The organism is Amycolatopsis sp. NPDC026612 (assembly GCF_040638285.1).
Taxonomy (GTDB): Bacteria; Actinomycetota; Actinomycetes; order Mycobacteriales; family Pseudonocardiaceae; genus Amycolatopsis.
The window spans coordinates 80752-100011 of record NZ_JBEZYB010000024.1; the positions used below are offsets into that span (position 1 = coordinate 80752).

The window sequence follows — 19260 nt, forward strand, 5'->3', positions numbered from 1 at the left end:
ACATCAGGAACGGCCGGACTCGCCCATGGCCGCGATCAGGCTGGCCGGGCGCAGGTCCGTCCAGTGGCGGTCGACGTGGTCGAGGCACACCTGGCGGGGCTCCGGCCCGAGCGTGACCGTCCAGCCGGCGGGCACCTCGATCGCCGCCGGCCACAGCGAGTGCTGGTTCTCGGCGTTGACCAGCACCAGGAACGCGGCGGTGTCGTCGTCGAAGGGGTTGCTCATGACGGGAATCTCCTTGCTTCGGTGAGCGGCCGCCGCCCCCACACGAGGTGCGACCAGTGTTCGTCGAGGTCGTCGGGGGCGGTGACCGGCTTGGGCTCGGCGGGCGGCGGGAGCCGGTCGACGCCCTGTTCGCGCAGCCAGTCGTCGGAGTAGACGGTGTCGAGGTAGCGGTAGCCGTCGTCCGGGAACAGCGCGACCGTCACCGAATCCGGCTCCTGGCGGGCGTGCCACCGCGCGGCGAGGAAGGACGCGCCGCTCGTCGGCCCGGCGAAGATCGCCCGCTCGGCGTAGAGCTCACGGGTGGTCCAGAACGCCGGTGCCGCGCCGACCCAGTGCACGTCGTCGTAGGCGGTGTGCCGGACGTTGCCGGCGTGGATGCTGCTGCCGAGCCCGCGCAGCAGCCGTTTCCCGTTGTGGTGGCCGAAGATGACGCTGCCGGGCGTGTCCACCCCGGTCAGCCGGGTGTCGCCGCCCGACCGTCGCAGTGCGGCGGCCAGGCCGCCGGTGGAGCCGCCGGAGCCGACCGGGCCGACCAGCCTGCCGATCGGGCCCAGCGTGCCGAGCAGCTGGTCGGCCACCATCCCGTAGGCGCCCGGGTTGTCCGGGTTCTCGTACTGGTCGGGCACGTAGCTGCCCGGGTGCGCCCGGTGCAGTTCCGCGACGCGGGCCAGCCGCGCGCCCTGGATCCCGCCGGGGGCGTCGAAGGCGTCGACGAGCTCGACCCGCGCGCCGAGGAACTCCAGCCGGGTCCGCAGGTTCCGGTCGATCGCCGGGTCGCCGACGACGATCAGCGGGTGCCCCCGCAGCCGGCAGACCAGCGCCAGCCCGAGCCCGAACGTGCCCGAGGACGTCTCGATCACCGTCGCGCCCGGCGCCAGCTCGCCGCTGCTCCGCGCCCGGTCGACGATGTACCGCGCGGGCAGCAGCTTCATCAGGGTGAACACCGCGGCGTAGAGGTTCTCCTCCAGCCGGACGATCCGGGGCAGTTCGTTCGCCTCGACCACCGACGCGAACGCGCGGCCGATCTGCCGGGTCATCGCGGACCCCCCACCGTGAAGCGCCAGACGTCCTTGATGCCGAGGTCGGCCAGCAGCAGCCGGGCGCGTTCCCGCTGCCGTTCGACGTCCGGCTGCCGGGCGTCGAAGAGCAGGGACGCCACGTCGCCGCTGTGCGCGATCTGCAGCCCGGCCGCGCCGGTCCGGCGGATCAGCGCGGTGATCCGGTCGAGCCCCGGGATGGGCAGGTTCCGCTGGTTGAGCTCGGCGCTGGCCGTGGCGACCGCGCCGAGCGCGGCGGGGTCACCGCCGCTCAGCGCGCCGCGCAGCTGGTCGCGCAGGTCGCGGAAGCGGGCGACGTCCGAGGGGGTGTACTCGGCCGGCGGCAGGGACAGCGTGTCGATCCCGGTGCCGGTGGCGCTGGTGCCGAACCCGATGGCGGCCAGCCGCGGCAGGCGGCAGCCGAAGTCCTCCAGCACGATGCCGTCCCGCTGCGCGAACAGCACCGGGTTCCCGCCGAACATGAGCGGATCCGACGCGATCTCCGCCTGGACGGCCAGCCGGGCGATCACCGCGCTGGGCAGCTCACGGCCGAACGCGCCCTGCACCGCCCGCACGGCCACCAGCACGTCGCAGGTCGACGAGCCGAACCCGCGGGAAGCCGGCACCGTGCCCGCCAGCTCCAGGTAGCCGCCGACGTCGCCGTGCCCGAGCAGTTCCAGGGTCGCTTCCGCGGCCCGCCGGGCCTTCAGCTTGCCCGCGGGCTCGACGACCAGCGGGGCACCCGGGGCGGGGGTGAAGCTCGCCCGCGCGGAGTGCAGGTGGCACGGCATCGACAGCAGGCCGCGCCGGAGCCTGCCGTCGGCGTCGGCGAAGACGCCCTGCAGGATTTCGCCGTGGTGGCTGGTCGTCGTGGCGGTGGCGGTCCGAACCGGCTCGACGACGCCGAGCGCGACGCCGGCGGCCACCGGTTCCCTCCAGCCGTCCACGACGGCTTCCCGCTGCTCACCCATTTCGTGGTCTCCGATGTTCGCTGTCGTCCGTCCGGTCACCGGCCGGTCCCGCCGTCCTGCCAGACGTCCTCCGCGCCGAGGTCGCCTGCCGCGTACTTGCCGAGGGCGCTGATCAGCAGCCGCGCCTCGAACGCCAGGGCGTCGACGAGCCGGTGGAGGCCGTGGCCCGGGTCCTCGTCGACGGCCACGAGCGCCGCCCGCCCGAGGCCGACCGCGCGCGCTCCCAGCGCCAGGCACTTGACCGCGCGGGCGCCGGCCCACATCCGGCCGCTGGCGAGCAGGCAGCCCGCCGGTGGGCCGACGCGCCGCAGGCACTCGGCCAGCGGCAGCCCCACGTGGTCCAGAAAGGACAGTGGCGCCCAGCCGGTGCCCGCTTCGGCGCCGTCGACGGTCACCGCGTCGGCCCCGGCCGCCCAGGCGACGGCGGCCGCCGCGCCGACGTCCCGGCCGGGCGGCAGCTTCACCCACACCCGGGCGCGCGGGAAGTTGTTGCGCATCAAGTGGACCTGCTGCCGGAGGATCTCGCCGGTGAACGTCCCCGGGCTGGCCGACCGCAGCACGCGCCCGGATTCGCCGTCGAAGACGTCGCTCATCGCGTACCGGTCGCGCAACCGGGCGGAGCTCGCCGTGTCGACGACCGTCATCCCGCCGAGCCCGGGTTTGGCGCCCTGGCCCAGTTTCAGCTCGAACCCGAGCCGGCCGGTGGCCAGCAGCGGCGCCACGCCGGGGTCGCTGTACACGAGGTTCCACACCTCGGCGTCGGCGTCCTCGGTGCTCTGCTGCACGACCACACCGCCCTCGCTCCCGGTCCCGGCGTCGAGGTAGGCCCGGACCCGGGTCAGCAGGGCCGGCTGCGCGGTGGACGGCCCACGCCCGTAGCCGTTGGCCGGGACGACGTTCTCGCCGATCACCATCGGGATCCCGAGCGCGCCGGCCTGGCGCGCGGCGGCCACCCCGAGTTCGGTGCTGCCGAGCTCGGTCGAGCCGAACCCGGACAGGTAGACCGGCAGGGCCGAGGCGAACCCGCCGATCTCGGTGCGCAGGTCGACATCGGAGAACAAGGGCTCCCGGCCGAGCTCGATCAGCTTCTCCAGCCGCCGCGGCACGAACACCGGCGGCACCAGCCGCGCGCGGTCGATCAGGTCGCCGTCCGCGTCCGCGGTCGCGCTCGCACCGAAGACTTCGTGGCCGTAGGACTTCAGCGCGGGAAAGGCGGCTTCGGGGCCGGTGCGGGCCCGGTACCGCACCTCCGCTTCCGGGAAGCCGTCGGCACGCAGGCCGGTCACGGGGACACCAGGCCCGGGATCTTCGGGTACGCGCTGACCTGCCACACCGAGTCGAGCCCGGTCAGGTACCGGGTGAGCCGCTCCAGCCCCATGCCGAAGCCGGCGCTGGCCGGGATGCCCGCGCGGACCATGTCCAGGTACCAGCCGTACTTGGCCGGGTTCTCGCCGGTTTCCCGCATCCGGGTGACGATCGTGGCGTAGTCGGATTCGCGTTCGCTGCCGCTGACCAGCTCGCCGTAGCCGCCGGGGGCGATCAGGTCGAAGTTGCGCAGCACGCCGGGCCGCGTCGTGCTTTCCCGGTCGTAGAAGCCGCGCGAACCCTTCGGGTAGTCGGTGATGAAGAACGGCCGCTGCGCCTTGTGCGACAACAGCTCCTCACCCTGCCAGTCGATTTCGGCGTCCGGGTTCTGCGGGTGCTGGAAGTCGTGCAGCGCGGCGACGGCCTCGGCGTGGGTCCGCACCTCGAAGGGCTCCGAGAGCAGTTCGGTGAACACCATCGGGTCCCGGCCGAGGCTCGCGAGCTCGTCGGGGACGGTTTCGAGCACGTGCCGCACGATGTGGACCAGCAGCCGTTCGGCGACGCGCCGGGCGTCGGCACGGGTGCCGCCGGAGATCTCGACGTCGATCTGGTGGAACTCGACGAGGTGCCGGCTGGTGGAACTGGTTTCCGGCGGTTCGGCGCGCACGTTCGGCGCGATGAAGAACAGCTTGTCGAACGCCAGCAGCGAGGCCTGCTTGTAGAGGATCCCGCTGGTCATCAGCTTGTACCGGTGCCCGTAGAAGTCGACGTCGAGCTGCTTGGAGCCGCGGATGCCGGGATCGGTGACCGGGCCGATGACCGGCGGGAGCAGCTCGGTGAAGCCGTCGCCGTGCAGGAAGGCCCGCGCCGCGACGAGGATCTGCTGCTGCACCCGCAGGGCCGTCCGGGTGACCGCCGAGGCCAGGTGCTCCGACGGCGGCGGCGGGAGGTAGCGCGGGGTGGTGTGCGGGCTGGGCTCCATGACGGCTCCGTCCGATCTTGGCGGCGACTGGGGGCCGGCCGGGGACGCTGCCCGTGGACCGGCTTCGAGGTCGAACTTGCGTTGCACGTAGGACAGCGACGCCAGCAACCCGGCGGAGGTGGGCCGGGTCTTCGCGGCGGCGCCCGGCGGCCGGGGGAGCGGCAGCGAGCCCACGTCGGCCCACCGCAGCCGCCCGGTCCGGTCGATCGCGCAGGTCGCGCGGCGCGGGTTGTCGGGGTGCAGGCAGTACGGGATGTCGAGGCGGCCCAGCTCGAACGCCCGCGGCAGCGCGACCCGCAGCCGGTCGTCGAGGTCGAGCACCGCTTCGACGAGGCTGCGGGCCTCGGTGTAGACCACGGTGTCGGCCGGGTCGGGCCGCGGGGACGCCCAGGTCGTCGCCGCGGCGACGCGGCCGGCGAGCTCGAGCGCGGTGACGTTCTCCTCGATCGTGGGGATGCGGTGGGCCTCGGAGACGGTCTTCACGATCAGCCGGGCGGCCCCCGAGCGCACGGCCAGCCGGGCGGCGTCCGCGAGCAGCCGCCGGGCCCCGCCCGCGGTGCGCGGGTACATCCCCATGTGCGCGTAGACCACCACGTGCAGGTCGATCCCGGGCAGCAGCTCCCCGGCCAGCCGGCGCAGCGCGTGGATGGCCTCCTCGTCCTGCTCGGGGTCGGTTTGCTGGGCGTAGCTCAACGAGAGGCTGCGAAGCCCGTGCTGGGCGAAGAACAGCCCCTCCAGCACGCTGATCGCCACCAGCATGCTCGGGGGGCACAGCTGCCCCAGCATGCAACCGCCGAACGTCTCGACGTGCGGGGCCGCACCGGAGTCCCGGAGGGCGGCCAGCAGCTCGCACGAGCGCGCCCAGTGCTCCACGGACTCGCGCAGCGGTATCCGGCTGTAGGGCAGGCAGTAGGAGACGGGACCGCCTTCGGTGGCGTCGAGGCCGGAGTCGATCAGCGCGCGGATGATGTGCTGCGGCCGGGCCGCGCCGTGGCGGACCTGGACCGGGAACTGGGCGTCCTGGATGCCGTCGAGCACCGCCCGGGTGGTGGCGCGGCCGTGGGCGAGGATCGGGTAGCCGTTGAGCGGGACGCCCTCGGCCAGCGCCCGCTCGGCCGCGGCGAGTTCGTTGAGCCGCGTGTAGCTGTCGAGGGTCACCGTGCCGACGGTGGTCGCCGAGACCCGCCGGGTGGCGGCCAGCCCGGCGCGCATCCGGTCCGGGGCGGCGAACCCCATCCGCGGCTGCACGACCAGCCTGCCCGCCGCGTGCGCCCGCGCCACGAACGCCCCGAACGACGGCTGCCGCGTCACGACATCGCCATGGCCGGCAGCGCGGCCAGGTAGTCGCGGAACGCCGGGACGTCCGATTCGTCGAAGACGCGGTCGAACCCGGCCCGTTCCAGCGCGGCCCGGCCGCTGCCGTTGCCCGCGCCGTCGACGCCGAGCTTCCCGCCGATCACCAGCGGCGTCCGCGCGAGTTCCGGGCAGTCCCGCACGAGCGGGGCCAGCCGCACGCCGTCGTTCACGCCGTGGCCGTTGACGCTGCTGACGACGATCAGGCCGGGCCGCACGTCGCGGCATTCCTCGACCAGCAGCGCTTCGGACACGCAGGCGCCGAGGTTGTGCACCCGGTGGCCCAGTTCTTCGATGAGCAACTGGAGGAAGACGAGATTCCACATGTGAGAGTCGGAAATGGTGCTGCTGACCACGATCGGTGGACCAGGGAAAAAGGATCTCATTGAGGGCTCTCGCGTCGTTCTCGATGGAGGCGGGCGATCGGCGGACGAGGAAGAACGTCCGCCGTCCGAGTCGTGCCGGTGATTTCCTCCGACGCCTCGGTAACGTCGATGAAACAAGAACCTAGGCCGCGCGCGACGCCGGTGAAGGCAGTTGCGGCGGCAGGACGGCGGCGGTCACCCGGCAGCGGACGGCGACTGCTCGACGACGATCGCGGCCCGTGCCGACTCGGCTACCGAAGCCGCCCGCGCGACGTCTCCGGCGGTGGTGATGACGTGGCCCAGCCGGTCGCGGAAGGACTGCGTGAGCTCGCCGATCCGCGTTCCCGGCTCGACGGTGACGGCCACCGCGCGGACGCCCGGCATCCGTTGCGCGGCAGGGATTCCCCGCACGGCGGTGACCGCCCCGGCCCGCTCGGCCACCAGGAAGCGGATCGAGGCGGCCGCCGCGCGGGCCGGGGCGAGCGAGGGGGGCCGCCCGCAGGCCAGGTCGACGCAGCAGGCGACGAGGTCGATCCCGGTCGCCTCTTCGACGACGGCGGTGATCATGCCCCCGGCGAGGCGGGGGTTGACCTCGATCAGCACGGGTCCCCGCGGTGTCACCCGCAGTTCGGTGTGCGCGGCGCCCCAGCCGAGCCCCAGCGCGTGCAACGCCCGCAGGGTGGTCCGTTCCACCGCGGTCCGCTCCGCCTCGGCCAGTGGCGCCGGGAAGTCGTGCCCCGTCTCGACGAAGAACGGGGCCGGCCCGAGGTGCTTGCGGGTCACCCCGACGACCGCGTCGCCGATCGTTTCCACCGAATATTCGGGCCCGCGCGCGTATTCCTCGACCAGCACCCGCCGTTCGCGCGGGGTGCCCCGCTCGTCGGCGCCGGCCAGCAGGCCCGCGACCGCGTCGGCCGTCTCGGCGGCGGTGGCGCACAACCGGACCCCGGTCGACCCCGATCCCGCGACCGGCTTCACGACCACCGGGAGCCCGAGCGCGGCCGCCGCGTCGGCGGCCCCGGCGGCGCCGTCCACCACGCGGAACGCGGGAACCGCGACGCCGCCGGCCACCAGCAGGGCCCGCTGCCGGTCCTTGGCGCGGCAGTCCCGCACGGCCGTCGCGGACGGGCCCGGCAACCCCAGCCCGGCGGCCGCGGCCGCCGCGGCGGCGATGAAGTACTCCGAACTGGACGTGACACCGGCAACGCCGTCGCGGGCGAGGCGGGCACAGGCTCCGTCGACGGCGTCCTGGTCACCCGTGTCGACGGTCAGGTGGTCGACGCCGTCGCCGGTCAGGTACGGGTACCGGCCGGGATCCGCGGCCAGCACGACCGGACGCAGGCCGCGAGTGCGCGCCACGGCGCAGAACCGGCGGCCGGAACCGGTGGTGTTGCTCTCGACCAGGACGAACCACGGGTACGCCGTCACGACGCGGAGTCCCGGCCGGACCGCTCCAGGACCTCCCCGACCGCCCGGTCGAGCCCGTCGGCGGCCGCCCGCAGGTGGTCGCGCCGCTCGCGGCACCGTGCGGCCCGCCGTGCCGCGGCCCGGTGCGCCTCGGCGAACGTCGCCGCGAACGCACCGGGACCGCCGCCGGTCGCGGTGGCCGCGGCCACCGCGGCGACGTCGAGTCCCGCACCGTCCAAAGTGGTCTCCCCACCCTCGATCGCGGCCCGCACCGCGGCCCCCACCTCGTGGTGGGCGCGCCGGAACGGCACACCGCGGCGGACCATCCGGTTGGCGGCCGCGGTGGCCACGGTGAAGCCTTCTTCCGCGCGCCGGCGCATGCGCGCGGGCACCGGCGCGGTTCCCCCGGCCAGCACCTGGCTCAGCAGCACCGCGTCGGCCACGGCGTGCAGTCCCGGCCAGGCCGCCGCGACGGCTTCGGTGCCGACCTCGATGGTGTTGGTGAACGGGGTGGACTTCGTCATCGACGCGGCGGCCGTCCACGCGCCGATCGCGGCCCCGGCCTTGGCCTTGACGTGCTCGAAGAGGAAGGCGTTGCGTTTCTGCGGCATCGCCGAACTGCCGCCGACGAGGTGGTCGGGGAGCACCACGAAGCCGAACTCGGCCGAACTCCACAGCTGCAGGTCCGTGGCCAGCCGGGACAGCGTGATCCCGAGCCCGGCGACGGCGGCCAGGAGCCGCAGCAGCACGTCCCGGCTCGCCACCGCGTCGATCGCGTGGGCCGGGCCGCGTTCGAACCCGAGCAGGACCGCGACCAGGTCCGGGTCCAGCGGCAGGTCGGTGCCGGCGACCGCGCCCGCACCCATGGGACAGCGGTCCAGCCCGGCGGCGGCCGCGGCGACGGCGTCGAGGTCCCGGCCCAGCGCGATCGCGACGCCGAGCAGGTAGTGCCCGTAGGTCACCGGCATCGCGGCCTGGAAGTGCGTGTGGACCGGCATGACGACGTCGCGGTGGGCGCGGGCGCGGCCGAGCAGGACCGCTTCGAGCCGCATCGCCTCCGACAGGAACCCGGCCAGCCACGTCCGGATCCGCAGCATCGTCATCGTCGCCTTCAGGTCGTTGCGGGACCGGCCCGTGTGCAGGGCGCCCCCCACGGCCTCGCCGAGCCGCTCGGCCAGCTGGCCTTCGTACATCAGGTACGTCCCGCGCGGGGCAGGCACCCCGTGCAGCTCGGCGAAGTCGTCGGCGCGCAGGGCGAGGATGCCGCGGAGCAGGGCGGCCGACGGCGCCGGGCCGAGCAGCCCGCACCGGTGCAGCATCACGACGTGCGCCAGGTCGACCTGCGAGGTCAGCCGGAGCTCCTCGGCGAGTTCGCCGGGGGCCGAGCCGAACACCATCCGCGCGGTGCGCGGGCGCAGGCCGCGCCGGAGCCGGCCGGTGGCGGTCATACGGTGGCCTCGTCGCGCAGGTACGACACGCCGGCCGGGCGGCCGGCGTGGAGCAGTTTGACCAGTTCCAGCACGGCGAAGCCGCCCGAGCCGGGCTCGGTCGAGGTCCGGACCACTCCGCGCATCAGCAGCCGGCGGACCAGCCGGGCGCAGGCGGCCGGCGCCAGGCTGCCGAGCCCCACGGCGTCGGCGATCGACCAGCACCCCTCGACCGCGCACAGCCGGTCCAGCAGGGCCCGTTCGTCGTCGGCCAGCGCGCTCAGCTCCGAGCGCCCGGCGTCGCCGAGCTCCGGCCCGACGAACGCGAACGGGTCGTCCCGCAGGTACTGCAGCAGGGTTTCCGGGGAGCACACCATGAACCAGGACGCGGCGACCTGCAGCGGGGCCGGGATGCCGTCGAGCCGGCGGCACAATTCGGCGACGGCCGGGGAGTTGACGGCGGTCAGCTGGAAGCCGGTCCTGCCGATGCAGCGGGTGAGCAGCTGCACCGAGCCGACCTGGGCCAGCTCGGCCGGATCGCGGTCGGCCCGCCGGTGCGGTACCGCCAGCGGCTCCAGCGGGAATTCGCGCTCGCCGGGCAGCTGGAACGGCGTCCGGGCGGTGATCAGCACCCGCAGGCGGCCGCAGTGCCGGAGCAGGCCGGACAACGCGTCGGCGTCCACGTCGGCTTGCTCGTAGCCGTCCATGACCAGCAGCGTCAGCCGGTCGCCCACGAGTCCCCGCAGTTCGGCCAGCGCGGTGCCCGCCGCCGCCACGGCCGGGCGGCCGAGGGCCAGGGCGACCAGCGCCGACACCGGGTCCGAGCCGGTGTCCCGGGTCGCCGCGGACTGGTCGGACGCCGAGCTCCACAGCACCGGCAGCCGGTGTTCCCGGTGCAGGACCCCGGCTATCTCCAGGGCGATCCGGGACTTGCCGACCCCGGGCAGGCCGGTCACGGTGACCAGCCGCAGGTTGCCGGCGCCGAGCAGGTCGCCGAGCATCGACACCTCGGCTTCCCGGCCGACGAGGGTGTCCATCGGGGCCGGTGGGGGCACCGGCCCGGCGTCGTAGCTCAGCTTCAGCTCCTGGCCGGCCCCTCCGGCCGCCTTCTCGAAGTGGGTCCGCTCCTGCCCGGTCAGCCCGAGCCCGTCGGCGATCAGGTGCACGGTGTCGCGGCGCGGCCGGGCCTTGCCGAGCTCCAGGTCGCGGATCGCCCGCACGCTGACCGTCGACAGATCGGCCAGCTGGCGCTGGGTCGCGCCCCGGCGCATCCGGTGCCACCGGAGCAGTTCGCCGAAGTGCGGTGTTTCGCGCGGCTCCTCACTCGCTCTCCGCGAGTGCGGGGTGACCGGTCCCGACATGCTGTTCCCCCGTCATCGATGTCTGGTCCGAAATCATGAGGACCATGGCAGAAGTGGCCCGCCGACGTTGCCAGAGGGCCTGAGCGACGACGACGGTAATTGCACCCGCAGCCGCCGGCGAATCACGGAAAAACCGCCGAAAAAGGCACGGACGGCGGAAAACTCGGTGAGTGGAGATCAAATTCTTCGCGATTAATCGCGAAAAGAACGGGCCGAATTCACCCGGTTCGCGGTGTCGGGGCGTGGAGCGCGCTCCTCTCGCGGACGCGCGCCCGTGCGCGGCGCGGCCGCGCGTTCGACGGCCCCGGCCAGCGCCAGCGTGCGGGCCGTCCCGGCGGGCCCGAACACCGAGACGCCCACCGGCCGCGCGCCGGCGTAGCCGGCGGGCACGGACACGGCCGGGTAGCCGGCCAGCGCGGCCGGGGTGGAGCTGCCGCGCACCCGCGGGTCGCCGGAGTGGTGGTCGAGCGGCCACGACGGCGGCCCGGTCGGGGCGAGCACGGCGTCGAGCCGGTGGTCGGCGAGCAGGCCGTCGATCAGCGCGCGGGCCCGGCGCCGGCTGCGCTCCCGCAGCACCCGGGCCACCATCCGGTCCGCGGGTGAGACCGCGGCGGCCGCCTCGAAGAGGTCCTGGCCGAACAGGCTCAGCTCCACCGGGTCGGCGCGGTGGGCCGCGATCAGCTCCGGCAGCGTCGCCGGGACGTCACGGCGCGAGCGCAGGTAGGCCTCGAGCCCGGGACGCAGCTCGGCGATCAGCGCGGTCATCCCGTCCTCGAGCAGGTCCGCGTCGAGAGGCAGGTCGACCGGCACCATGACGGCACCGGCGGCGGACAGGCGCGCGCAGAGGTCGTCGGCGACCCGCTCGGCGGCCGCGTCCATGCCGGGTGGCCGCCAGCGCCCCAGCCGGCGTCCGGCGAGCGGCACCGGCTCGCCGAGCAGACCGCCGCCGGCGAGCACGTCGAGGCAGGTCGCGGCGTCGCCCACGCGCGTGGCGAGCACCCCGACGCTGTCCTGGTCGGCCGATCCCGGCACGATCCCGTCGAGCGGGAGCAGGCCCGGTTCCGGTTTGACGCCCACCACGCCGTTGACGGCGGCGGGGCAGACGATGGAGCCGTCGGTTTCGGTGCCGAGCGCGAGGGGGGCCATCCCGGTCGCGACCGCCACGGCCGAACCGGCGGACGACCCCCACGGGCTGTGGCCGGGCAGGTGGGCGTTGCGGGTCTGCCCGCCGACGGCCGACCAGCCTTCGATCCCGTCGACCGAGCGGAGGTTCGCCCATTCCGAGAGGTTGGTCTTGCCGACCACGACGGCGCCCGCGGCGCGCAGCCGGCTCACCACCGCGGCGTCCCGCTCCGGCGGCGTGCGGGCCAGCAGCCGCGAACCCGCCGTGCTGGCCAGGCCCGCGGTGTCGATGTTGTCCTTCACCAGGACGGGAATTCCGTGCAGCGGACCGGCGGCCTCCCCGGCGGCCGCGCGCCGATCGGCCTCGGCGGCGGTGTCGAGGGCGCCCTCGTCGACGGCGATGATGGCGTGGACGAGCGGGTCGACGGCCGCGATGCGGTCGAGGCACCGCCGCACGAGAGCCACGCTGGTCTGCTGCCGGTCATCGAGCGAACGGCGCAGTGCCGGCAAGCTCGGCCACCGCCGTCCGGCCGTCACCGGATACCCCCAATGGCCCGAAAATCCTTTTCACCACAGCACATGCGCAGACGATAAGCGTCCGTTCCGGGGCGCTCGGGAACGCGCGGAGGCAGAATCGAGGCGGCTTCGCCCTCGCGAACTGCCCCGGCCGGAGCCCCCGCCGGCGCGGCGTTCCGCGGGCGGGTCCTCGAACCGGGGCAGCCCACCTCGGGCGGCCGGAAGACGTCGGGCAACGCGGCTCCCCTTCACTCGGGCCGCCGGACGCGCCGGAGCCGGTGTGTGCGGACCGGGCCACGGTCGCACAGGCCGTTTGCAATCCGTCGACAACGCGGCCCGGAGGTCTGGACCGCGCGTACCTCGAGCCCGTGACGGGATGTTCGTGCGGGCGCGGACAGTGACGTGCTGCACCGACCGGGAACCGGCCGCGGGCCGAGTGCTCACGTGCGGTTGATCACCACGGCGGGGGCACCGAAACCGCGAAGACTTCCGGCTCCCCGGTGAAACTTTGCCGCCGTGTCTCGAGCCTTTCTGCGACGCTCTCGCCTTGAAGCCTTCTCTTCCCGCGGCGACGCGCTGAGGGCCGACACTGAGTCCGGCGCACGAAGCGCGGGCGCGCGAGGGGCCGGCGGCGCTGGCGGAGAGGACACGGGTCTGGTGAAGGTATGACGCTTCCGGTGGGCCCGTGTGCGCCCGCACCGCCACGTTGTGTTATCTCAACAGGCATGGACAACGGGCCGGTGCTCAGCCGGAACAGGGTGGCGGCCGGGTTGCTCGTCGCCGTGGCTGGGACGACTTGGTCGGTCGGCAGCTGGGACCAGATCCTCCGGCTCGGCCGGCTCGCCCTGATCGTCCTCCCGGCCATGTTCGTCGTGGTCGCCGTCGTCATGGTGGTGCGGGCGGCGATGCCGGCCGGTACCGTCGCCGGACCCGTGATGCTGCTAGTGCTCGCCGGTGGGGGACTGTTCGCGGCGGCCCTGGTGTTCGGGTGGGTGAATACGGCTAACCTGACCGGTACCGCGGCGTTCGCGGTGACGGGAGGTGGCCTGGTTTTGGCGTTGTCCCGCCGCCGCGTGCACCACGAACTCGACGCGATCATCCGCCGCCGCAGCGCCGTCCTGCTGAGCAAGAGAGAGCTGCGGATCTTCGACGAAGCACCGGGAAAATGCGCGGTGCGAGCCATTTTCGGGGGTACAGTCCACATCGACCTGTCCGCAGCGGAATACCCGGTCGACAGCGGGGGCATCGTCGTGGACATCACGGTGTGGTTCGGCCGGGTCACGCTCGCTGTTCCAGCAGGCTGGCAGGTGCAAGCGGGCCGGGTGGAACTCGCCCGGCGAATGCAGTACGACGGCGCTCTCGAAGCGCTGGACAAACGTGTCGATCGGCGGGTGGTGCTCAATCTGCAGGGGCTAGGCGGATTCGTCGGAATTCGGCGCGGGCACTGATGGCGCCGGGTGCTCATACGGAACGAGCATTCCGGGAAAAACCTGCGGCTGCGTGCCGTCCGTCTCGCCAAGGAAGGCCGACAACGCCTTGTTGAACCGGATTTCCTCGACGGGCGAAAACGGAAGCGGGAGGTGCAGTGCGGTGAGCATGTCGAACCGGTGCAGGTCGACCGCGGCGGCCAGCAACCGCGCATGACCGGTGGCCGCGCGCAGTGCCGCTCGGTAGGCGACGGCCGCCGTGATCGCGGTGAACAGCGGGATCCACGTCCAGCCGCTCGGGTGCCGCAGTGTCGGCAGCGCTGCGACCGTCGCGGCCGCCAGCGCGACGCAGAGCGCGCACATCGTGTCGATCGTGTCGAGGTTGCGGGAGATCGAGCCACTCATCCTCGATGACAACGACGGCCACAGGCGTTCGGTGATCGCGTTGAGCTGCAGGCCGTAGCGGGCTCCCGCGGCGTCCTCGCCCGCCCGCAGGACGTTGCCGATGTGTGTCGGCATCAGCCGACCTTCTTCCTTCGGATATCTGCGGAAAATTTGTTCCGCGCGCTCGGCTGCGCGTTCCAGGCGCCAGTTCCGGTGCGCCTGCGCGACGACTGCTTCGAAGGAGCCGCTCTCCGGGTCCGTTCCCTCGAAGCGGGACACGATTTCCGCGCTGTGCCGCCGGCGCCGGTGCTGCTCGGTCGCCACCTCGTTCAGCAGGGTGAGCGCGCGGGTGCGCCAGTACCCCTCCAGGAACTGGACCAGCGCCACCTGGAACGGCCGCAACAGCACCCCGGCTAGGACGACGCCGAACACCACGAGACCGGCCTGAACGGGGTGCTTCCCCAACCGGACCACCACAGCGACGACGTCGGCCGGATGATCGGTGTACGCGCCGGCTGCGACGAGCAGGCTCACGAGCGCGGCCAGGACCGTCACCGGCAGCAGGTTGGTGAGGCTGAACCGGCCACCGAACAGCTTGGCCACCTGCTGGCCCAGCTCGTTGAGCATGCCCGCCTCCTACGGCCGATCCGACGCCGGGATGTACTCCATCTGCTGGCCGCATCCCCTCACCCGGCAGCGCGGCGCTTCGGTCTTGTGGTGGCGCAGGCGTTGCTCGTGTCCTTTCGGGCACCGGTACAGGTAGCGGTTGCCGTTCGTCCCGCCGCGGCTCAGGTGATTCGAGTCGGACGTCATCATCGCGAGCACAAGGCGCAGCAGCGTTCGTCGCTGGCCGCCGCGTCTCATCGAAGCAGTATCCGACCCGGATATGGCGATCGGCAAGGGCGGGCAGTCCGGGAGACGGCCGCCTTCGGACTCAGCCGCGAGCCGCGGCCACCGCGGCCGCCTGGAGCTGTTCGCAATCGGCCCGCCGGGCGCTGCTCGTCTCCGGGGTGACATCGGTGATGTCGGCCGGTTCGCCGACAAGGGGCGGTTCCCGCCCTGGAACGGCACAGCGCCGTCGGGGGCATCGTCTGGTGATCGTCGTCGGCACCGGCCATTGTCCAGCGCCCTCACGACACCCCGGTCGCGCCTGCTACCAGCGGAGGCTGGCAGAGGGCAAGACCAGGATGCAAGCGATGCGGTGCCTGAAACGCCGGCTGTCGTCTGTCGCCGGATGCCCCGCGACGCCGAGCGCGTAGCGGCAGGCTCGGGAGGACATTCGTGGGCGGCTCCTGACTGACCTGAGCCCCCGTGGTCACCACTTCGGAACAGTGACAACGCACGCCACCCTGACGTCCTCGCCGCCCCACGCCGCGAACGCCACCACCGCTGGGGGCACGCACCTCATGCCGCCTGGCGTCGAAGGGACAACTGCCGCTCTCAGCTACTCAGCGCAACCGGGGTTCGGCGGCCTTGCACATTCATCGAGGACGCAGACAGAGATCCGTGACGCCTCACCGCCTCCGGACCTGCTGCACCAGCGCCCGCCGGGCCGGGTCCGCCGGGTCGGCGACCATGCCCGGGAGCTGCGAACGGTGCTCCGGCGGTCGGTTCGGGTCGAGTCGGCCGGCCACATGAGCGAGCGCCGCATCGGCCGGGCCCACCGCGAGGCGGAAATGTGACGGCGCGGCCGGGTCGAGGTCACCACCCCACGTCACGATCCCCGCGCAGTCGGCGAGGATGTCGCGCACGATCAGTTCCTCGTGCGGCCGGAGCCGCTCGGTGCCCCCGGCTGGGTACGCGTTCGGGTACAACGCGATCGCTGTGCCCGAGGGGAAGCTCGACACGGTTCCCTCGCCCGTGCCGAGCGGGCCGATCTCGTAGTGCCACCGGCGGGCGATGTGCAGGAGCACGATCGCCGCCGCGCCGCTGCGCACCGCCACCGAGGCTGAGGACCCTTCGATCCGGTGCGTGCCGATCGCGCCCGGATCCGCCGTTGGCCGTTTGTCCTCGGCGAACGCCGGAACGCCCGGCACGAGAAGAAGTGTCCCGGCGCCGGCCGCGGCGATGAGGAGGCTGCGTCTGTTGATCATCTTCGGCTCCCGCTGGTCAGCCGGACAGGGAGGACACGCCGAGGTCGCCGGCGTCGCGCCAGACGTTGTTGTCGAGCCCCCAGCCGCTCTGGAAGTCGAACTCCTTGACCTGGTTGAACGACCAGTTTTCCGGCATCGGGAAACCGAGATTGCCCGAGTAACCCCAGGACATGGCGGCTACCATCGAGTACTGGGCGTCGACCTCGTGAGAAATGCGGCTGCACACGTGACGCGAGCCGTACACGCCGTACCGGTAGCGGTCGCCGCGTTGCCGGATCCCCTCCCTGACGCCCTGGAAGTACGGCTTGATGTTGCTGTCGATGTCGACGTCCAGCGCGTCGTAGTCGACCGCGAAATAGAGGCACGAGCCGGCCGGGATGCGGTAGCCAGCCGCCTTGTCGGTGGCGATCTGGCCGTGGGAAAGGCCTTTCGCGTACGTGAAGTTGGACAGCACCCGGCCGTAGTACTGGAAGAGCGGGAAGAACCGCAGCCCGGCGTCCAGGATGGTCTGCGGTTCGCTCGGTTTCAGCGCCTTGCCCAGATAGCGCGGGTCGTCGGCCGGCACGTCCTCGTCCAGGTACCGCCCGACGATCTGGTACCCGGCCGACCTCAGCGCCTGCCCGCGGACAGCGGTGATCTCCTTGACGCAGTCGCAACCGGCCACCGTCCGCTCCGCGTCGCCGGTCGAGATCAGCAGCTGCGCCCAGGTGCCGTAGTCGTTGGTGACGGTCGCCGGCAGCTGGCAGAAGGTCTGGAAGGCACGCAGCCAGCCGCGGTGACTGGCGGTGTCGTCGTCCGTGCCGATGTCGTCCGGGCGGTAGATGAGCTGCCCGTTCGGGCCTGGCGTCGGCGAGTTGAAGTAGCACGCCGCCCGGAACAAGTAACGCAGGTCGCCGACGAGCCGGCCGGAGCCCCGGCCCTTGAGAGCGGCCTGCGTGGCCGGCCCGAAGTTGCCGTTGATCGAGCTGACCGCCAACCCCAGTTCGTACTGCAGGCCCATCATGAAGCCCTGCTGCACGTCGCGGGTGTAGACGCCGTCGCAGGGCACGAGAATCATCGCCGGGATGCCGACACCGGCCACGTACCGTGAGTTGAGGCGCTGCTGGACCCGCTGGATCGTGACGTCGCCCTGCGGGATGAGCCGGAACTGGTCCATGCGCAGCAGTCCCCGGCACACGTGCGGCCACATGGTCAACGACATCGACTCGTAGGACAACCCGGCGTCGGCGTAGAGCTGAATCAGCGACGACTGGGATCTCACGCTCCAGTAGCGCTGGTCCGGCGAGGCGAAATAGCCCTTGCACCACAAGGCGCCGTTGAAGATCCGGAGGAGGTTCTCGTTGGTCTCCACGGACGGGAGCCGGCCGCGGTTCTTGACCGCGGCGAACGTGCCCGGGCCGAAGTTCTGCACGGTGGGGGAGATGCCCAGCTCGTGCTGCAGGCCCTGGGTCAGTGAGAACACGGTGGGCCACCCGGTCCGGCCGTTCTCCGGGCACCGGACGTAGCCGTCCGCGACCCCGGTGTACGTGGCGTTGACCCATCGCTGGGCGGCGAAGACGTCGATGTCGGCCAGGCCGGTCCAGGGCGCGGCCGGGTCGATGGTGGAGCCCGGCTGGGCGTACATCAGCAGGTTGCCGGGGCACTCCGTTTCGGGATACTCGTATTGGTGCGGGTAGATCCGGTCGCCGGTCAGCCGGGACCCGTTGTCCCCCACGAACCGCAGGTGGTGAATGAGGTCACGGTAGGCTTGGAGCATCTCCACGGTGGCGGTGTTGTCCGACCGCATCAGGGCGCAGATCGAGTAGAAGCCCTCGTTGCGGCCGTACCCTTCGATCTTCGGGCCCTTGCCGTAGTTGGCCTCCCCACGCTCGTATCCGCGGCCGGTGTACACGTTTCCGTGCGGGCAGATCAGCCAGTTGTAGGCGATGTCGCCGAAGTAGTCGGACCCCTGAGCATGGGCGAGGAACACGATGGCGATGTCCAGCCGGCAGGCGGTCTCGTCCGGGAGGTCGGCCGACCCGGGCCCGCGGTGGTGGATGAACACCCCCATCACGGGACTCCAGTCCGGATTGAGACTCGGCCTCGGCGGATGGTTGGCCATCTCGTAGAGATCGCTGTCGAGCGATACGTACTGCCCCCAGGCCGAGCGGGGCTGAATGGTGAGGGTCATGCTCTGCAACCGAGGAAGTTGGCGTAGCCGTACGCCGCGCCGTGCCAGTCGTTGTGGTTCACGCTTTGGACGTCCCAGCGGTATGCCGGCGAGATGTTCGGCCCGTGCCGGTGAATGAAGATGTTGGACTCGAGGCCGAGGTAGTAGCCGTAGTCGCTGCCATCGGACACCGTGTACTCAAGGGCGAGGAACCGCTGGGCCCGCTTCCGGGTGCTGGCGTCCAGTGCGCCGGACGGACCGATGTTCTGCCAGTTCTGCCAGTACTTTGTGTATTGCTCGGTGGTTGGGCCGAAGTCGCAGTCGACCTCCGTTGGCGGGAGGTGGGGCGCGTCGACCTGGAGGATCATCTGCCAGACACCGACATAGTTGCTGTGCCGGTACGACGAGGTCCGGGACAGGTCCGCCTCGTCGTCCAGGTCGTCGGTCCATGCTCCGGCGCCGGCGACGAAGCCGTCGCCCGTACCCGCCGGAATCATGTCGGTCGCGGGAGCGACCGCCTCGCCGGCCGACGGCGTGCTGTGATCCGCCGGCAGCGCACGAGCCAGCGTACGTAGTGTCTCCGGCTGCACTTCGCCGCGTACGGTGACCTGGTAGTTCACACCGGCCCGCTCGGTCCAGCGCAGACTCGTCATCTCGCCGCCTGCGGTGCGCGACACCTGTGCGTCCCGGCCGGTGGTGTTCACCGCAGTGACCCCGCCCACCTGACGCGTGACCAACGCCGAGCCCCGCGGCCCGGTTTTGAACATCGCGGCGGTGAGGTCCACCGTGGTGCCCGGCAGTTGACCGGGAAGCACCTCGTGATCGGTGTGCACCAGCGTTGCGTCGGCGAAGGCGGCCTGTGCCGCGGGCAGCACTGCGGCCGCGAACTCGGTTGCGGCATCAGGCTCCGCCGACGCCTCGGCCGCCCCGGCGATCAGGCCGGACGCCGTGACCAGGACGGCAGCGATGGTGAGGCCGCGATTCTGGGGGGTCATTTTCGTCTCCCGAGTGGATCGGTGGGTTTTCCGTCTGATGGGGTCGCGCGGGCGCGCCGGCCCGGCGGACCGTTCCATGTGGGCCGAACGCCGCACCGTGGCCTCATTGCGGTGCACCAGGTCACAATCTCGAAAGCACTC

General features: G+C 72.4%; 17 protein-coding genes. 2 read left to right on the top strand and 15 right to left on the bottom strand.

The window, feature by feature from the left end:
* Positions 1–3: 3 nt before the first annotated feature.
* The 10 genes from AB0F15_RS22650 to AB0F15_RS22695 form a co-directional block, all read right to left on the bottom strand.
* The gene (locus AB0F15_RS22650) at positions 4–225 is read right to left on the bottom strand and encodes an MbtH family protein (protein WP_360273476.1); all 222 of its coding nucleotides are present in this window, start codon (positions 223–225) and stop codon (positions 4–6) included.
* Complete coding sequence (locus tag AB0F15_RS22655) at positions 222–1262, bottom strand: pyridoxal-phosphate dependent enzyme (RefSeq protein WP_360273479.1); 1041 nt, start codon at positions 1260–1262, stop codon at positions 222–224. The genes AB0F15_RS22650 and AB0F15_RS22655 overlap by 4 nt, the downstream gene beginning before the upstream one ends.
* Complete coding sequence (locus AB0F15_RS22660; protein WP_360273482.1) at positions 1259–2233, bottom strand: kinase; 975 nt, start codon at positions 2231–2233, stop codon at positions 1259–1261. Before AB0F15_RS22660 ends, AB0F15_RS22655 begins: the two co-directional genes overlap by 4 nt.
* 35 nt (positions 2234–2268) lie before the next feature.
* Entirely contained in the window at positions 2269–3519 is a 1251-nt protein-coding gene (locus AB0F15_RS22665; protein WP_360273485.1) for a glutamate synthase-related protein, read from the bottom strand.
* Positions 3516–5831 carry an amino acid--tRNA ligase-related protein gene (locus AB0F15_RS22670; protein ID WP_360273487.1) on the bottom strand — a complete coding sequence of 772 codons (2316 nt, stop codon included), beginning with the start codon at positions 5829–5831 and terminating at the stop codon, positions 3516–3518. The genes AB0F15_RS22665 and AB0F15_RS22670 overlap by 4 nt, the downstream gene beginning before the upstream one ends.
* Positions 5828–6199 carry a methylmalonyl-CoA mutase gene (locus AB0F15_RS22675; RefSeq protein WP_360273490.1) on the bottom strand — a complete coding sequence of 124 codons (372 nt, stop codon included), beginning with the start codon at positions 6197–6199 and terminating at the stop codon, positions 5828–5830. The genes AB0F15_RS22670 and AB0F15_RS22675 overlap by 4 nt, the downstream gene beginning before the upstream one ends.
* 234 nt (positions 6200–6433) lie before the next feature.
* Positions 6434–7666, bottom strand: a complete 1233-nt coding sequence (locus AB0F15_RS22680; protein WP_360273493.1) for an ATP-grasp domain-containing protein — start codon at positions 7664–7666, stop codon at positions 6434–6436.
* Complete coding sequence (locus AB0F15_RS22685) at positions 7663–9093, bottom strand: lyase family protein (protein ID WP_360273496.1); 1431 nt, start codon at positions 9091–9093, stop codon at positions 7663–7665. The genes AB0F15_RS22680 and AB0F15_RS22685 overlap by 4 nt, the downstream gene beginning before the upstream one ends.
* Complete coding sequence (locus tag AB0F15_RS22690; protein WP_360273499.1) at positions 9090–10433, bottom strand: helix-turn-helix domain-containing protein; 1344 nt, start codon at positions 10431–10433, stop codon at positions 9090–9092. The genes AB0F15_RS22685 and AB0F15_RS22690 overlap by 4 nt, the downstream gene beginning before the upstream one ends.
* Positions 10434–10625: 192 nt before the next feature.
* The gene (locus tag AB0F15_RS22695) at positions 10626–12065 is read right to left on the bottom strand and encodes an amidase family protein (protein ID WP_360273501.1); all 1440 of its coding nucleotides are present in this window, start codon (positions 12063–12065) and stop codon (positions 10626–10628) included.
* Between the two features lie 731 nt (positions 12066–12796).
* Here AB0F15_RS22695 and AB0F15_RS22700 point away from each other — a divergent pair.
* Positions 12797–13519, top strand: a complete 723-nt coding sequence (locus AB0F15_RS22700; RefSeq protein WP_360273503.1) for a hypothetical protein — start codon at positions 12797–12799, stop codon at positions 13517–13519.
* On the opposite strand, the gene AB0F15_RS22705 is transcribed toward AB0F15_RS22700, so the two are convergent.
* Positions 13484–14509, bottom strand: coding sequence for a hypothetical protein (locus AB0F15_RS22705; protein ID WP_360273506.1), 1026 nt, complete (start codon positions 14507–14509; stop codon positions 13484–13486). The two genes, AB0F15_RS22700 and AB0F15_RS22705, sit on opposite strands and share 36 nt — an antisense overlap.
* A gap of 9 nt (positions 14510–14518) precedes the next feature.
* Positions 14519–14746 carry a hypothetical protein gene (locus tag AB0F15_RS22710; protein ID WP_360273508.1) on the bottom strand — a complete coding sequence of 76 codons (228 nt, stop codon included), beginning with the start codon at positions 14744–14746 and terminating at the stop codon, positions 14519–14521.
* 22 nt (positions 14747–14768) lie between these two features.
* Between AB0F15_RS22710 and AB0F15_RS22715 the strand changes: the two genes are divergently transcribed.
* Complete coding sequence (locus tag AB0F15_RS22715; RefSeq protein WP_360273510.1) at positions 14769–15182, top strand: transposase; 414 nt, start codon at positions 14769–14771, stop codon at positions 15180–15182.
* 214 nt (positions 15183–15396) lie between these two features.
* Here AB0F15_RS22715 and AB0F15_RS22720 read toward each other — a convergent pair whose 3' ends face one another.
* Genes AB0F15_RS22720 through AB0F15_RS22730 form a run of 3 tightly spaced genes read right to left on the bottom strand, consistent with a single transcriptional unit; the run spans position 15397 to position 19119 of the window.
* A complete protein-coding gene (locus tag AB0F15_RS22720) occupies positions 15397–15975 on the bottom strand; it encodes a hypothetical protein (protein ID WP_360273513.1) in 579 nt (192 codons plus the stop codon).
* 16 nt (positions 15976–15991) lie between these two features.
* Positions 15992–18145, bottom strand: a complete 2154-nt coding sequence (locus AB0F15_RS22725) for a glycoside hydrolase domain-containing protein (protein ID WP_360273515.1) — start codon at positions 18143–18145, stop codon at positions 15992–15994.
* Positions 18142–19119 carry a hypothetical protein gene (locus AB0F15_RS22730; protein ID WP_360273518.1) on the bottom strand — a complete coding sequence of 326 codons (978 nt, stop codon included), beginning with the start codon at positions 19117–19119 and terminating at the stop codon, positions 18142–18144. Before AB0F15_RS22730 ends, AB0F15_RS22725 begins: the two co-directional genes overlap by 4 nt.
* Positions 19120–19260: the final 141 nt, after the last annotated feature.

Coding starts and splice junctions, on each gene's coding strand:
- AB0F15_RS22675 (WP_360273490.1), bottom strand. CDS start 6,199: ATGTGGAATCTCGTCTTCCTCCAGTTGCTCATCGAAGAACTGGGCCAC.
- AB0F15_RS22710 (WP_360273508.1), bottom strand. CDS start 14,746: ATGAGACGCGGCGGCCAGCGACGAACGCTGCTGCGCCTTGTGCTCGCG.
- AB0F15_RS22690 (WP_360273499.1), bottom strand. CDS start 10,433: ATGTCGGGACCGGTCACCCCGCACTCGCGGAGAGCGAGTGAGGAGCCG.
- AB0F15_RS22715 (WP_360273510.1), top strand. CDS start 14,769: ATGGCGATCGGCAAGGGCGGGCAGTCCGGGAGACGGCCGCCTTCGGAC.
- AB0F15_RS22650 (WP_360273476.1), bottom strand. CDS start 225: ATGAGCAACCCCTTCGACGACGACACCGCCGCGTTCCTGGTGCTGGTC.
- AB0F15_RS22705 (WP_360273506.1), bottom strand. CDS start 14,509: ATGCTCAACGAGCTGGGCCAGCAGGTGGCCAAGCTGTTCGGTGGCCGG.
- AB0F15_RS22725 (WP_360273515.1), bottom strand. CDS start 18,145: ATGACCCTCACCATTCAGCCCCGCTCGGCCTGGGGGCAGTACGTATCG.
- AB0F15_RS22720 (WP_360273513.1), bottom strand. CDS start 15,975: ATGATCAACAGACGCAGCCTCCTCATCGCCGCGGCCGGCGCCGGGACA.
- AB0F15_RS22655 (WP_360273479.1), bottom strand. CDS start 1,262: ATGACCCGGCAGATCGGCCGCGCGTTCGCGTCGGTGGTCGAGGCGAAC.
- AB0F15_RS22700 (WP_360273503.1), top strand. CDS start 12,797: ATGGACAACGGGCCGGTGCTCAGCCGGAACAGGGTGGCGGCCGGGTTG.
- AB0F15_RS22685 (WP_360273496.1), bottom strand. CDS start 9,093: ATGACCGCCACCGGCCGGCTCCGGCGCGGCCTGCGCCCGCGCACCGCG.
- AB0F15_RS22730 (WP_360273518.1), bottom strand. CDS start 19,119: ATGACCCCCCAGAATCGCGGCCTCACCATCGCTGCCGTCCTGGTCACG.
- AB0F15_RS22660 (WP_360273482.1), bottom strand. CDS start 2,233: ATGGGTGAGCAGCGGGAAGCCGTCGTGGACGGCTGGAGGGAACCGGTG.